Below are 15956 nucleotides of genomic sequence, written 5' to 3'. Positions count from 1 at the left end.
GAGGGATATGTTGAAAAGAAGGAATAAGTTTTGAAAGCGTTACTTGAAAAAACATTTCAGTTAAAACAACATGACACCACGGTTAGCAAAGAAGGTGTAGCAGGAGTTGTTTCGTTTCTTTCAATTGTCTACATTATTGCAATTAACTCAGCAATTTTAGCTGATGCAGGGATTCCAATTGAAGCAGGTATTTTTGCGACAGTTGCCACGTCAGTTATTGGCTGTTTGTTAATGGCGTTTTGGGCAAATGCGCCACTCATTTTGGTGCCCGGAATGGGAATAAATGCGTTGTTTACGTATACGATGGTTCAATCTATGGGATTATCGTGGCAAGAAGGGTTAGCGGCTGTGCTAATTTCTGGTGTGTTATTTGCACTACTTGCCTTTTCGCGCTTCTCAGTAAAATTAGTAGAAGCCATTCCGCATTCATTGAAAGAAGCTATTACGGTAGGTGTAGGCTTGTTTTTAACCTTTATTGGTTTACAAAAAGGTGGCCTAGTGGTTCCGAGTGAAACAACCTTTGTAGCATTAGGAAATTTAGCTAGTCCGTTTGTTTTGAGTACACTCATTACATTAGTGATCACAATTGTGTTGTTTATTCGAAACGTGCGCGGAAATTTCTTGATAAGTATGGTAGCCGGTACAATTATTGCAATGCTATTTGGTGTATTACCTTCAACGGGTGCATCAGAGCAAGCTAGTGGGGTCACGAACTTTTTTACAGGTTTAGGAGCTTTCTCATTTGGGGCATTAGGAAAAATTACGTTTTGGGCAGCTGTGTTTTCATTAACGATGGTTATTGTTTTCGAAAATATTGGCTTGATTCATGGACAATTAGGCATGATTAACCAAAGCAAAAAGTTTTCTCGTGCGTTTCAAGCAAATGCTGTATCAGCGATTACATGTGGATTGTTTGGCACAAGTCCAACCGTTTCATCTGTTGAAAGTGCAGCAGGCATTGCTTCAGGAGGTCGTACAGGTCTCACATCGCTTGTGACGGGTGTTTTATTTTTAAGCTCGTTGCTCTTTATTCCATTTATCAAAATGGTTCCAAATAGTGCGATTGCGCCGATTTTAATTGTCATTGGTGGATTAATGATTCAAAACATTAAAAACATCAACTTACAAGACTTGTCAGAAGGATTTCCAGCATTCTTAATCATTGTATTGATTCCGCTCACATACAGTATCGCTGATGGTATTGCATTTGGTTTTATTGCTTATCCAATTCTTAAGATGGCATTAGGCAAGATGCGAGAAGTGTCAGTGTTTATGTATGGAATAGCGTTTTTATTCTTTTTAAATTTCGTTTTACATTATATAGGTTAATATTACAAAAGAGGCATGATCTAAATATGATCATGCCTCTTTTGTATATGAGCTGACTTTATAAACATTTTACGTTTAAGCACATTCCAATTGTATTGTGTGGCGAAATTTAAAACAGTAGTGAATTAGTAATGAAATATGTAAAAGAAACAGGAAAAACTCATGCTCATCTCGAAATAAGTAAGAAGAAACTATCATATTACATGCTTTTTTTTCATACTAATAGGAAAACCAAGAGGGGGATGAATAATGAGTGAACGTGAACAATTACTGCGTGTTAGAGAGTTAGCTAATGAAATTATTCGCTTACGCCTACAAGATTCTGCAGAATTTAGTGAATTAGAGTTGAAAAACAATGTAGAGTTACTTGCTCGTTCTGTCATTGATTTAGTGAATATTCAGTTGCTCGAAGACGCCGATTCATCCACTTCTTTAAAAGCGACAGTATGTAAAATGAAAATGGCGTATAACCAGATGGAAAAAGTAAAGAAAAATGAGCCTTTGTATTCGTAAATGAGAGATGATTCTGCTTTCCATAAACACCTTTTGAATATACGAATTTAGAAGGGAAGTGGTTAAGACAATATGTTCGAATGGATGGTCTTATTAATCTTTTCTATCGTTTTTTTGTTTATCTTTTTTGCAGTTGTTTTGCTATTAATAAAGGTTATTGTTAATAATAGGAAGTCATTTAATGAAGAGGAAGAAGAAAGTAATGATGGAGATCCACTATAGACGTTCGTGAACCAAGCCAGAGCATCCTTTAGGATACGTGGCTTGGTTCATTTTGTTTTAAGACAATTTGAATGGCTTCACTCACAGAGTCTACAACGTGTGCAGCTTCTTTTTTAACCGCTTCTGGAGCAGTTGACATTGCAAAGCTATTAGGGGTAAGTTTAAACATTGGAATATCGTTAAAAGAGTCACCGATGCAAGCGACCTCTTTAGGTTTTATCTGTAAATGTTCAATTAATAATTGAATCGCATTTCCCTTACTAATGGATTTAGGCATAATATCGAGGCACTTAGGAGCTGAGATATATGTATCAATTTCATTTGGGAAGGCCTCTGCTAACTCCCTTTGCAATGTAAGTAAGCCAGCATCCTCGCCTAAAACTGTAATTTTAGAAGGAGCAAGAGATACACCAATTTCGGTTTGCATAGCTGCTTCTACTTCAATAGGGAAAAACATGAGCTTTTCAATTTGTTCAACGATTTCTGTTTTTTCTTCTACAAAATTTGTATGATTTGAGCAAACAATGGTCAGTTTATCAGGAAGTCTTGTTAAAGAATATAGTTTTGAAGCAACTTCATGTTCAAATACTTTCTCATGTAGAGAGTGATTCTCGTTTGTCATGACATAAGCACCGTTTTGACTAATGCGATGGAATGAATCCTCTACATCATTAGCAATCTTTAAAATTTCATTGTCCATTCGTCCAGAGGCTAAACAAATATCAATGCTTTGCTCACGCAACTGCTTGAGTGCATCAATGTTATGCTGCTCCACTGCTTTGCTTTCATTCAATAATGTACCATCTAAGTCACTAACAAATAGTTTAATCAATCTGTCATAACTCCTTTCTAACGATGTTATGATAACTATTATAAGGAAAGGCTAAATGCCTTGCAATTTTGATGTATTACGAAAACGAGCATAAAGAAAAGGAGGAGATCCTCCTTTTCTTTATGCTGCTTGCGTATTCACCTTTTGTTTTTGTTGTCGATAGGTATGAATTTGCTTCATGTACCAAACGGCTACTAGCATAGTTAAAGCTATTCCAATTGTTAGTGAAATCGTATAGCTTAACTTAAATCCTTCAGGTGCGTAGAAGATGTACGTACTGATGACACCTGTCATAAATAAAGCGGGAATTCCACAAATCCAATGATTTTTAGCATGTTCTAATAAGTAGACAGTAGCTGTCCAAAGCATAACCGTTGCAACTAGCTGATTGGTCCAGCCTACATAGCGCCATAAGAACGAATAATCAATTGTTGATAAATAAAAAGCAGGAACTGCAACAGGAATGGTAAAGAGTAACGCAGCTTTCCAATTGTTTTGATTGGCTTTTTTACTAATCAATTCTGCAAAGATCATTCGTGAAGAACGAAGTGCTGTATCGCCTGTTGTAATTGGAAGAATGATAACACCTAAAATAGCCAGAATTCCACCTAACGTACCAAGTAAAGATGTTGAGATTTCATTTACAACTCCAGCAGGTCCACCAGCAGCTAATGCTTCTTGTAGTCCGCCTGTACTACCAAAGAATGTCATACCAGCCGCTGCCCAAATAAGTGCAATAATACCTTCTCCAATCATAGCACCATAAAATACTTTTCTCCCATCGCGCTCATTTTGCAATGTACGAGCTACAATTGGACTTTGTGTACAGTGAAAGCCAGAAATAGCACCACATGAGATTGTAACCATCAATAATGGCCAAATTGGCAATTCACCAGGATGTAAATTCTGGAATGTTAAATTTGGAATTGGCTTGTCGACAAAGAAGACAAGTCCGAATGCAATTGCGACAGCCATAAAGATTAAAATGGCTCCAAATAAAGGATAAATTTTACCAATCACTTGGTTAACAGGTAATATAGTAGCTAAAATAAAATAAGCAAAAATAATAATAAGTGCTGTTACAAATGGTACTGATGTTACACTTGAGATTAACTGAGCAGGTCCAGCCGTAAATGCTGCAGCAACTAAAATCATAAGAATTAGAGAAACAATGTTAATAATTGATTTTGCATACTTCCCTAGATACCGACCTACTAAACTTGGATATTGTGCGCCTCCGTGTCGTAAAGACATCATACCAGCAAAATAATCATGTACTGCTCCAGCGAAAATAGAGCCAACTACAATCCAGATAAATGCAACTGGACCATATAGTGCACCCATCACAGCACCGAAAATCGGTCCTAAACCAGCTATATTTAATAATTGAATAAGTGAACCTTTCCACCATTTCATTGGAACATAATCCAAACCATCTGTTTTTTCATAGGCAGGCGTTTTTCGTGATGCATCGATACCGAAAATTCGCTCCACCACCTTTGCATAAAAAATATAACCACAGATTAATAGAGCGATTGAAGCGAAAAAGGTAATCATGTTGGAGAGCCTCCTCATTTACTAGAATTTTTAGAAAATTTAATGTTCTTATCCTAACAAATGTCAGGTGAGTTGACAACCTATTTTTTTAGAAAAAATAAAAAAATATATATCAATTTAAGAAATAGGACAGGACGGCTTTGAGAGGTCTAAGTTATCAGTTGTTGAGTTTTCTCTATTCGTGGAAGTGATGGTAGGTAATCAATCGTTTTATAGGATGATAAAAACAAGACTTTCATTGGAGTATGTGACTAATGCATTACATTTAAAAAATAAGGTGAATGTGGATTTTTTTAAGCTTTTATAAAGAGTGTTCCATTTGAAAAGGTACGTTCATAAACTAATTATTATAGTGTGTAAAGGAGCAAATAGGTTGAAAAAGAAGGGTAAAATTCCACTGATATGGTGGGCGATATGCATCGCTCTTATGCCTATGATGTTTTTTGGAAAAACGACAGCTTTGTTTACAGATGAAGTTGTAGTCAATAATAATATTTTTTCAACTGCAACATTATCCATTGAAGTAACCCCAAAACCTATCTTTAATGTAAGTGACATTGTACCAGGTGATGTCATTGAGAGAACGGTAACTGTTGAAAATAGTGGTACAGTTTCATTTTTATATGATATTACCAATACACCAAGTGTTAGCTCATTACTTTGGACAGATGTAACCAATGGCTTGCAGCTAGAAGTAAAGCAAGGCACTACCATTCTCTATAATGGTCCAATATCCGGCTTAAATGGTGGATTCTCTCCGATTCAATTGAATAGTGCACAAACAGAAGTACTGACGCTGACTGTCACTTTGCCACAATCAGCAGATAATACATTTCAAAATCTAACAGAAACGGTGACCTTTAATTTTGATGCTGTACAATTAACAGGAGCAAATCGTTAATAGAGGAGATGATAAAACGGTGAAGCATCTTCCATTTATTAGTTTGTTAGTATCTATTTGTCTACTTATTTTGTTTACAGTCACACTTTTGATGGGGTGGAAGTATCACATTGTAGTGACTGATAGTATGCGCCCTACGATGAGTAAAGGTTCAGTCGCTCTTACAAAGCCACTTAGTGGAATGAAGGAAGAGCAGCTAATTGGTGAAATTATTTTATTTCAACATGAGCAAGTTCGTCAAAATGTCATGCATCGTGTGCAGCGAACTGATCTTAATGAAGAGGGGTCTTTTTCTTTTGTTACAAAAGGGGATGCGAATCAAGCTGAAGATCAGCTGACAATCAAGTTAGATGACATTGAAGGCGTATATGTCACTCATATACCGCTAGTAGGCTATGGAGCATTTCTTCTCCAACAATATTGGATTGCAATAGTCGGTGGTCTTTTAATGATTTTCTTATACACTCACCGAAAAAAAAAAGAGTAAATATGTAGTCCCAGTAGTACTTGTATTCTATCTCTTTGGAATGATGGCTACGACTAGCCTTTTCGTTTATGCTTTATTCTCAGCCAGACAGCAAACAGAAGCTACTTTTTCAATTGGTTCAAGTGCTTATTTCTTTTATGTACTCAATAGCACAGATACAAAACAACCTAATGATCGATTGAAGAATATATCAACTGGAATGAACGAGACCTTGCAAATTGATTTAGGAAACTTATCAAGTGTTCTAGATGCATATCGTCCTGTTAATGATGTATTTACAATTACGAATAAAACGAGCAGATTACGTACTTTGGAATTAGAAGTTGAAGATCAAACGAGGCCAGCGTTATCACTGGTGGGGATAAGTTATATCGTAAACGTACCTGCAAACGTTGCAATTTCATCTAGAATGACGGAATCAATTACTGTCACTTCACAGTTCTTGCCTCTTTTAAAAGTTGGAGGAACATATACAGGAAATATTGTAATCCGTGATACAGAAGAAGGGATTGTATTTCGAGTTCCAATTCGTGTCTTCATAATACTAGTATAGACGAAAAAAAAGTGAAGGAAGATCCTCCACTTTTTTCGTCTATAAAACGTTGAAATATTTCGCTTCCGGATGAGCGAATACAAGGGCTGTAACTGAAGCTTCTGGTTCCATCATGAATCCATCTGTTAAGTGGATGCCAATGTGCTCGGGTTCGATTAAGCGAAAAAGCTTTTCTTGATCTTCAAGTTCTGGACAAGCAGGATAACCAAAAGAGAAACGTTGTCCTTGATACTTGGCAGAGAAGCGTTCAGCCATTGTGAAATCAGGTGAATCAGGGAAGCCCCATTGATCACGAATTTGCTGGTGAATTCGCTCTGCTAATCCTTCTGCTAATTCAAGTGCTAATGCTTGTAAGGCGTGACTTTTTAAGAAATGACCGTTTTCTTTGTATTGCTTCGCTTGATCGCGAATTCCTGTGCCTGCTGTAACAGAAAAGAAGCAAACATAATCCATTTCATTTGAATGAACAGGCTTTGCGTAGTCAGATAAACAAAGAAATGGTGCTTTCCTTTGTCGTGGAAATGAGAATCGTTCAAGTACTGTTTTATGATCATTTGGGTCATAAATAAGTAAATCATCCCCATCTGACTGAGCAGGGAAGAATTGATAAATAGCGGCAGGCTGAATGGTCTGTTGCTTTTGCGCTTCTGCTAAAAGTTCATCAACAATTTCTTTTAAGTGAACGGTTCTCTCATCCTTTTCAGCGAGCAATTTATTCACTTTCCCTTTAATACCTAGGTGATGACCTAAGAGCATTTGCCAGTTGATATATGGAATGACTTGAGATAAATGATACTGTTTCATCACGTGACGCTTTGTGTCAGCTGGAACAAATACGGGCGCATCCGTTGACACATTCGAACGTTCTAACACAGTGACAGCTGTTTTTCTTGATTCAGGACGAGCTTCTTGTAACGTTGCTTTTTGTGTTTGACTTTCTTTTAATTGTTGAATAAACTGTACGCTTTCTCCTTTGTTCTGCAACTTATTTGCAAGTGCTAATCCATCCATCGCATCTTTCGCGTATACAACTGCCCCATTATATTCAGGCGCAATTCGGAAATCTGTAAATCGACGTGATAGAGCGGCACCTCCCACTAAAATCGGAACAGAAATGTTTGCTTGCTTTAAATCTTGCGCAGTTAATACCATCTGTTGAGCAGACTTTACAAGTAGACCCGATAAGCCTACAATATCTGGTTTTTCCGTTTTGATTGCTTCAATTAATTGTTGTGGATTAACTTTAATCCCAAGATCCACGACTTTAAATCCGTTATTGCTTAAGATGATATCAACTAAGTTCTTTCCGATATCATGAACGTCACCTTTCACCGTCGCTAATACGACTTTTCCTTTTCCGTTGTCTTCTTCTCCTTTTTCCATATGTGGCTCTAAGAAAGCAACTGCTGCTTTCATGACTTCAGCACTTTGAAGTACTTCTGCAACAATCAACTGATTATCATTGAAAAGGCGACCTACCTCTGTCATGCCATCCATGAGTGGACCGTTAATAATAGCTAACGGATCGTCATATTTACTTAATGCTTCTTGTAAATCCGTCGTTAATCCTTCTTTTGTTCCTTCTACAACGTAGAGTGCAAGTCTTTCTTCTAGTGAGAGGTTTAAACTTTCAACTTTTACTTCTTTTTTCTTTTCACGATAAAAGTTTGTGAATGTGCTCAACGTTTCGTCATTTGTATGGAAAAGAAGTTGATTGGCAAGTTTGATTTCTGCTTCAGGAATCGAAGCGAAGCGCTCTACCTTTTCGGTGTTCACAATCGCATAGTCAAGACCCGCGTGTGTACAATGGTACAAATAAACAGCATTTAACACTTCGCGACCTACTGGAGGCAACCCAAATGAAACGTTACTAATGCCGAGCATCGTTAAGCACTGAGGTAGTTCTTTTTTAATTAATTCAATTCCTTTAATCGTTTGCTCAGCAGAACCGATGTATTGTTCATCTCCTGTTCCAACAGGGAATACAAGTGGATCAAAAATAATATCCGTTGGGTTCAGCCCATGCTTTTTCACTAACAAATCATGAGATCGTTTTGCAATTTCAACTTTACGCTCAGCTGTAACAGCCATTCCTTCTTCATCAATCGTACCAACGACAATAGCTGCTCCGTACTTTTTAATTAAAGGAACGATTGCATCGAATCGTTCTTCTCCATCTTCTAAGTTAATGGAGTTAATAATAGCTTTTCCTTGGCAATAAATTAATGCTTTTTCAATAACGGCTTCATCTGTTGAATCAATAACAAGAGGGACTTTCACTTTCTTTACGACTTCTGAGATGAAATTCTCCATATCTTCTAACTCTTCACGGTCCGGATCAGCTAAACAAATATCAATAACATGAGCGCCGTTTTTTACTTGAGCACGAGCAACCTCTGATGCTTCTTCAAACTTTCCTTCCGCAATCAGTCTTTTAAATTTACGAGATCCAATGACGTTTGTACGCTCTCCAACAAAGAGAGGGCGCATGGAGTCATCGTAAATAAGTGCTTCAATTCCTGAAACAGCGTGAGGATGAGGTGGAATTGAAAGAGCGCGTGGCTGTACGTCTTTTACCGCTTCAGCAAGAGCTTCAATATGAGCAGGTGTCGTTCCACAACAACCTCCAACAATGTTTAGCCAACCTTTGTCAGCAAAGTTTTTAATTTTCATCGCTAATAGTTCAGGTGATTCATGATATAAGCCATCTTCATCTGGTAGACCTGCATTTGGATAACAACTGACGGCTGTTGTTGCTAAGTTTGATAACGAACGAATATGATCAGTCATAAATTCTGGACCAGTTGCACAATTTAACCCAACAGATAAAGGTTTCATATGTTCAAGAGATAAATAGAATGCTTCAATATCTTGACCAGCTAGTGTTGTACCCATTGGCTCGATTGTACCAGAAATCATAATAGGTACTTCTTTGTTAGTTGTTGAAAAAGCATTTGATATTCCTAGAAAGGCTGCTTTTACATTTAGCATATCTTGGCACGTTTCAACGAGAAGCAAATCAACGCCACCATCTAGTAACCCTTTTGTTTGTTCTTCATAGGAGTCTACTAGTTCTTGAAACGAAATACCGCCAGTGACTGAGAGCGTTTTTGTTGTTGGACCGATGGAGCCAGCTATAAAACGTGGCCATTCTGACGTTGAGAACTTTTCACAAGCTTTTCTGGCAAGTTTCGCAGACTCTATATTGAGCTCATATGCTAAGTGACCGAGCTCGTATTCATCAAGAACAGTTGATGTGGCACCAAATGTATTCGTTTCAATAATATCAGCACCTGCCTGTAGATAAGCTTCGTGAATGGATTGGATAACGTGAGGAGCTGTTAATGATAAATATTCATTACAACCTTCATATTCTTCTCCGCCAAAGTCTGCTGCTGTTAGATTGGCATCTTGAATCATTGTGCCCATTGCACCATCAATAACAAGAATTTTTTGCTGAAGTTGCTGTTGGATAGATGTGTTCATTTAAATCTTCCTTTCTGTTGTGACAAGTTGCTTTTGCTGAATATAGCGTGTTAATTCAACCGTCATTTCATAACGCATAAATGGTGTGATTAAGTAAATGCCATCAAATAATTCGTAAGCAGTATCAATTAAGTCTTTTGCAATAGCTATTCCTTCTATTTGTCCCTCTAGTCGATCGCTACCTGTTGCGTCCATTCTTGTTAAAATTTGATCTGATAATTTAATACCTGGAACTTCATGATGAATAAATCGAGCATTTCGTGCTCCTGTTAGTGGCATGATGCCGATATAAATAGGAGTGTCTAAATGTTTTGTTGCTTCGTATACATCACGGATTTGCTTTTCGCAATAGAGCGGTTGTGTAATAAAATAATGAGCCCCACATGTTATCTTCTTTTCAAGACGTTGTACGGCCTTATCTAGATGTCTGACATTTGGATTAAAAGCAGCTGCGATTGAAAAGTTCGTTTTTTGACCGAGTGGTTTTCCAGAGTAAGAGAGTCCTTCGTTAAATTGAGAAATTAGGCTGATTAAATCAAAAGATGATAAATCATAGACAGACGTTGCTCCTGGAAAGTCTCCAATTTTTGATGGATCCCCGGTAATCGCTAATACTTGATTCATTCCTAATGTATGAAGGCCCATTAAATGAGACTGAAGACCAATTAGGTTTCGATCTCGACAGGTAATATGAATAAGCGGCCTTGCCGTTGTATGTTGTTGCATGAGCGTGGCCATTGCTAGATTACTAACCCGAGGTGAAGCAAGAGAATTATCTGCAAGTGTAACAGCATCCACGCCAGCGTTTTCTAATGCTTTTGCTCCTTCTAAAAACTTAGTGACACCTAGCTTTTTAGGTGGATCTAATTCCACAATGATTGACTTTCGCTCCTTTACAATGTCATGCAAGTGAGGCTGAGTTTCGATATCTTGTTCTTCAACGACAACAATAGGGCGCTCTTTCACTGTTTTAAACGTAATAGGTTCTTCGTCTTTTAAAGCAGAAGCGATAGCCGAGATGTGAGATGGAGTTGTGCCACAACACCCTCCAATGAGACGAACACCTTGATTACGGAATGAACGAGCACTTTCTGAGAAATAATCACTGTTTGTTTCGTAGACTAACTTGCCATCTACATAAGAGGGCAAGCTGGCATTTGGATAAGCGGATAGATACGCTTGCTTTGGTAATGGAACCTCTTCTAATGATTGAATCATATGATAAGGGCCAAGTCGGCAGTTTAATCCAATAACATTTGCCCCTAGCGTTTCAAGCTGTGATAAGGCATCGCTAATGTGAGTACCGTCTTGTAATACGCCAATTTCATGAAGAGAAACGTGTGAAATAATGGGCTTATCGGTTTCTTTACGAGCAATCTCTAAAACGGTTTTTAGCTCTTCAAAATCATAATAGGTTTCAAGTAATAGTCCATCTACATCTTCATGTAAGAGCCAAAAGAGTTGTTCACGAAAGCTTCGCTTAATTTCTTCAATACTCATGGAACTTTTTTGAAAAGATCGTGTGCCTCCAATTGTTCCGACTACGTATCCATTGTCACGCACCGCTTGCTTTGCTATCTTCACACCTGCTACATTAATGTCTTTAACAGAGTCTTCTAATCCGTGTCGAGCAAGCTTTTGGTAATTTGCGGCATAGGTGTTTGTTTGAATCACATTTGCACCAGCTTGTAAGTATGCTTGATGAATACCATAAATCTCTTCGCTTTTTGTGAGATTGAGTTCTTCAAAGCAACTATCGATTCCATGTGTATATAACAGAGTCCCTGTTGCACCATCACCGATTAAAATTTTTGATTGTAAATCTTCTAGTAATCCCACCTCAAAAAGCCTCCTTTAGCTTGATATAAAATAAAAAGCCTTCTTATAGAAGAAGGCTTGAATGAATGCTCTCTCCTTATCTTCCAAGCAATATTGATTGCTTCGCTGGATTTAGCACCATGTCTTTATGACTGGTTGCTGAGGTTTCAAAGGGCCAGTCCCTCCACCTCTCTGGATAAGATTGTTTGCTTATAAACTTATGTACGTAAGTACGAAAAAGAATATGTACGTTCTAATTTATCTGATTTTTATAAATTATACAATAGATTATCTATATTTTTTTTGAAAAATTCAATTTATTTGAAGGGGATTTTATCTAAGAATGTTGTTTATGATTGTGTGAAAAGTAAACGATTAGTAAAGAAGTGAATTGAAGGGGAAGAAGTAAGACTTCACGGCATGCGTGATGACAACAGAGCCGCCTAGTATGGAACAAAATGGCTGAATTCAAAGCGGGAACTGGTTGTAAAAATAGTGAACTTAATCAGAATAATAGAAGAAGAGTAATTTTTTTGTAAATTTACATAGGAGATGTATCTTTTTGTCGAATGTTCCAGTAAAATAATGGGTGTTTGAGTGAGCTATTTCTACTTTTAGGGGGACATTTGAGTGAAAAAGTTTAAAAAAAGAACGTTAGCGAGCGCTGCACTTGCACTTGGATTCATCATTCCGCAAGTAGGGCCGACGGTTTCTTATGCAAATTTCAATGAAGACATCGTTAAATTAAGAATTCTGGGCACAAGTGATATTCATACGAACCTAGTGAACTATGATTATTATCAAGACAAACAAGTAGAGAATTTCGGTTTATCTAAAACAGCGTCACTTATTAAACAAGCTCGTGAAGAACAGTCCAATACATTGCTTTTTGATAATGGAGATATCATTCAAGGAAATCCACTTGGTGACTACATAGCAAGAGTTGAACCGCTAAAAAAAGGCGAAGTCCATCCTGTTTTTGATGTTATGAATCTATTGAAATATGACGCTGCAACACCAGGTAACCATGAATTCAACTATGGATTAGATTTTCTTGAGCAAAGTTCAAAAGATGCTCAATTCCCTTATGTAAGTGCAAACGTGTTCCACGATGATAAAGATAATGATCCAACGAACGATACATTTTATTTTGACCCTTACGAAATATTAGAACGTACTGTAAAAGATGAAGATGGTGAAGAGCACAAAATTAAAGTAGGGGTTACAGGGTTTGTCCCTCCTCAGATTTTAAATTGGGATAGCTCTCATTTACAAGGTGAAGTAGTTGTAAAAGATATTGTTGAATCAGCAAAAGAAATCGTACCGAAAATGAAAGAAGAAGGTGCGGATGTCATTGTTGTGTTATCCCATTCAGGTATTGACTATTCAGGATATACAAAAGGAATGGAAAATGCGGCTTACTATTTAACAGAAGTAGAGGACATTGACGCTATTATTACCGGGCATCAACATAACAAATTCCCAGCAATTAATGGTGCGAAGCAAGACTTCCCTGATAGCACAGAGAAAAAGATTAATAATACAACAGGTACGATTAACGGTGTACCTGTGACAATGCCAGGTGCTTGGGGAGATCACTTAGCTCAAATCGACTTAACAATTGAAAAGGTAGAAGGTAAGTGGACGGTAAAAGAGTCTGCAGGAACAATCAAGCCAATCGTTGGTACGGATGGTAAACCTTTAGTCGAATCGAATAAAGAGATTGAAGATGCTGTGAAAGAGCGACATGAAGGCACAATTAAATATGTGAACAGTCCTGTTGGAACAACGACTGCTCCAATTAATAGCTACTTTGCTTTAGTACAAGACGATTCTTCTGTTCAAATCGTAAACCAAGCTCAAAAATGGTATGTAGAGAAAGCATTAAAGGGTACGGATTATGAAAGTTTACCAATTTTGTCGTCAGCTGCGCCATTTAAAGCAGGTGGACGCAATGGGTCAAGTTATTATACAGATATTCCATCAGGAACGATCGCAATTAAAAACGTAGCAGACTTATATTTATATCCAAACACTGTTTATGCGCTAAAATTAACAGGTAAAGAGATTAAAGAATGGTTAGAATGGTCAGCTGGCCAATTTAACCAAATCGATCCGAAGAAAACAGAAGAGCAGCCGCTTGTAAACAGTAATTTTCCGACGTATAACTTTGATATTATTGATGGACTTACGTATGAAATTGATGTAACAGAGCCAGCAAAATATGATCGTTATGCTGCTGTTATTAATGAGAACGCAAATCGTGTGAAGAACATTCAATTTGAAGGAAAAGCATTAAAAGAGGACCAAGAGTTTGTGGTTGTCACAAACAACTACCGTGCAGGAACAAGCACCCTTGTGAATCCTAAAGGTAAAAATACAATTCTAGCAGCACCAGATGAGAATAGACAAACAATTATTGACTATATTACAGAAACAAAAACAATCAATCCAACAGCGGATCAAAATTGGAAGCTAGCACCAATTAAAGAGGATGTAAACGTTACATTTGAATCCTCATCAAATGCACAAAAGTACGTAGAGAACAATAAGTATATTCAATATATTGAAACACTACCAACAGGATTTGCCAAATATTCATTGAATTTAGCACCTAAGCAAGTAGAGAAAAAGCCATTTAAAGATGTACCAGCAAATCATTGGGCATTTGATTATATCTATTCTTTACAAGAGTCTGGAATTATTAAAGGTCAAACAGACGAGCTGTTTAATCCAGAAGGAAAGATTACCCGTGGTCAATTCGCGTCACTACTTGTTCGCTCTTTAGAATTAACAGCGAAAAATCCTGTTACATTTAAGGATGTCCCAAGTTACTTACAAGCTGATGTAGCAGCTGCACACGAAGCGGGAATTACAACGGGAAGAACAAATGAAACATTTGCACCGTTTGCACCTATTACTCGTGAGCAAATGGCAGCCATGATTGTGCGTGCTTACAACTACAAAACAGGTGCAGAGTACAAAGCGAAACAATCTGCCCCTTATCAAGATCAACACTATGTTCAAGATTGGGCAAAAGAATATGTGAATGCAGCGTATGAATTGAAATTTATGACAGGTCAAGGTACAACATTTAATCCTAAACATGAATCAAGCCGTGCACAAGCAGCAAAAGTAATGTATCACTTAAGTAAATAACAGAAAAAGAGAGATATCCAAGGATATCTCTCTTTTTTTATTAATCAACAGGACGACCTTTTGAGCTTTCAAGAATTTGGAACCATTGCATGCGGTTCATGTTCAAATCTAATGCATCGACTGCAGATTGAATGCGTTCAATCTTACCTGAACCAACAATTGGCATAATCATTGCAGGGTGGGCAAGTAACCAAGCATATGCTACTTGATCAAGTGATGCTGCACCAAGCTCAGCTCCGACTTCTTCAAGTTTAGCTCGAACGCGAACCGAGCGCTCATCGTCAGCTGTAAAGATGCTACCGCCACCTAGTGGTGACCACGCCATTGGCGCAATTTTATGTTGCTGACATTGTTCGATGGTTCCTAAATCAAAATGATCTAAATAAGTTGGTGAAACTTCAATTTGGTTTGTAACAAGTGAAAATGGTAAATGTGCCTGTAGCATATCAAATTGTGAACGCTTAAAATTTGAAACACCAAAATGACGAACTTTTCCTTGTTCTTTTAATTGAATAAATGCTTCAGCTACTTCTTCTGGATTCATAAATGGATCTGGACGATGGATAAGAAGTACATCTACATAGTCTGTACGTAAGTTGCGTAATGATTGTTCTGCGCTTTTTACAATATGTTCTTTACTTGTATCGTAAAAATTGATTTTACGATCAGGGAATTTACTAGACTTTAATTTAATACCTGTTTTCGTCACAATTTGCATAGAGTCACGTAAAGAAGGTTTTAATGCTAATGCTTCTCCGAATCGCTCTTCACATGTGTAATCTCCATAAATATCAGCATGATCAAATGTAGTAATACCAAGTTCTAAGCATTGCTCTGTTAATGCAAGCGTTTGCTCATTGGTGAGTCCCCAATCAGATAAGCGCCATAATCCGTGGATGATACGTGAAAACTGTAAATCATCTGTTAACTTAACGGTTTGCATAAAAGTCACCTCATATGTATATGTGTATTTCTTGCTTATTATAGCAGAGGAACAGAGAATTAAGCGAGTGATATGAACGTAAGCGGTAATAGAAAATAAAAGCTATCTAAAAGGCTCGTCTTTTTTTTTGAACAACCACATATAGTGTATTATCGC

11 protein-coding genes and 1 riboswitch are annotated in these 15956 nt (G+C 37.4%); of the genes, 6 read left to right on the top strand and 5 right to left on the bottom strand.

Annotated elements, in window-relative coordinates:
• Positions 1-30: 30 nt before the first annotated feature.
• Positions 31-1329 (top strand): NCS2 family permease, encoded by a 1299-nt coding sequence (locus JOC83_RS17635; protein ID WP_205188715.1) that lies wholly within the window; start codon positions 31-33, stop codon positions 1327-1329.
• 249 nt (positions 1330-1578) lie between these two features.
• On the top strand, positions 1579-1842 hold the full coding sequence (locus tag JOC83_RS17630) for a hypothetical protein (RefSeq protein WP_205188714.1): 264 nt from the start codon (positions 1579-1581) through the stop codon (positions 1840-1842).
• Between the two features lie 250 nt (positions 1843-2092).
• Here JOC83_RS17630 and JOC83_RS17625 read toward each other — a convergent pair whose 3' ends face one another.
• The gene (locus JOC83_RS17625; protein WP_205188713.1) at positions 2093-2896 is read right to left on the bottom strand and encodes a Cof-type HAD-IIB family hydrolase; all 804 of its coding nucleotides are present in this window, start codon (positions 2894-2896) and stop codon (positions 2093-2095) included.
• A gap of 120 nt (positions 2897-3016) precedes the next feature.
• The gene (locus JOC83_RS17620) at positions 3017-4453 is read right to left on the bottom strand and encodes a carbon starvation CstA family protein (RefSeq protein WP_205188712.1); all 1437 of its coding nucleotides are present in this window, start codon (positions 4451-4453) and stop codon (positions 3017-3019) included.
• 373 nt (positions 4454-4826) lie between these two features.
• Between JOC83_RS17620 and JOC83_RS17615 the strand changes: the two genes are divergently transcribed.
• The 3 genes from JOC83_RS17615 to JOC83_RS17605 are packed head-to-tail and all read left to right on the top strand — an operon-like array spanning position 4827 to position 6394.
• Entirely contained in the window at positions 4827-5354 is a 528-nt protein-coding gene (locus JOC83_RS17615) for a TasA family protein (protein WP_205188711.1), read from the top strand.
• A 19-nt stretch (positions 5355-5373) separates the two neighbouring features.
• Positions 5374-5841, top strand: a complete 468-nt coding sequence (locus JOC83_RS17610) for a signal peptidase I (RefSeq protein WP_205188710.1) — start codon at positions 5374-5376, stop codon at positions 5839-5841.
• A 43-nt stretch (positions 5842-5884) separates the two neighbouring features.
• Positions 5885-6394, top strand: coding sequence for a hypothetical protein (locus tag JOC83_RS17605; protein ID WP_205188709.1), 510 nt, complete (start codon positions 5885-5887; stop codon positions 6392-6394).
• 39 nt (positions 6395-6433) lie between these two features.
• Here the strand turns inward: JOC83_RS17605 and metH are convergent, their stop codons facing one another.
• Both metH and JOC83_RS17595 read right to left on the bottom strand, forming a co-directional pair.
• Complete coding sequence (gene metH, locus JOC83_RS17600; protein WP_205188708.1) at positions 6434-9880, bottom strand: methionine synthase; 3447 nt, start codon at positions 9878-9880, stop codon at positions 6434-6436.
• Complete coding sequence (locus tag JOC83_RS17595) at positions 9881-11719, bottom strand: bifunctional homocysteine S-methyltransferase/methylenetetrahydrofolate reductase (protein ID WP_205188707.1); 1839 nt, start codon at positions 11717-11719, stop codon at positions 9881-9883.
• 73 nt (positions 11720-11792) lie between these two features.
• A riboswitch (SAM riboswitch) is annotated at positions 11793-11901 on the bottom strand.
• 427 nt (positions 11902-12328) lie between these two features.
• Here JOC83_RS17595 and JOC83_RS17590 point away from each other — a divergent pair.
• Positions 12329-14857, top strand: a complete 2529-nt coding sequence (locus JOC83_RS17590) for a bifunctional 2',3'-cyclic-nucleotide 2'-phosphodiesterase/3'-nucleotidase (RefSeq protein ID WP_205188706.1) — start codon at positions 12329-12331, stop codon at positions 14855-14857.
• 40 nt (positions 14858-14897) lie between these two features.
• On the opposite strand, the gene JOC83_RS17585 is transcribed toward JOC83_RS17590, so the two are convergent.
• Positions 14898-15800 carry an aldo/keto reductase gene (locus JOC83_RS17585; RefSeq protein ID WP_205188705.1) on the bottom strand — a complete coding sequence of 301 codons (903 nt, stop codon included), beginning with the start codon at positions 15798-15800 and terminating at the stop codon, positions 14898-14900.
• Between the last annotated feature and the right edge of the window lie 156 nt (positions 15801-15956).

The sequence above is a fragment of the Priestia iocasae genome, from assembly GCF_016909075.1.
Classification (GTDB): Bacteria; Bacillota; Bacilli; order Bacillales; family Bacillaceae_H; genus Priestia; species Priestia iocasae.
The sequence above is the reverse complement of the archived record's forward strand: the minus strand, read 5'-3'. Positions and strand labels throughout refer to the sequence as shown.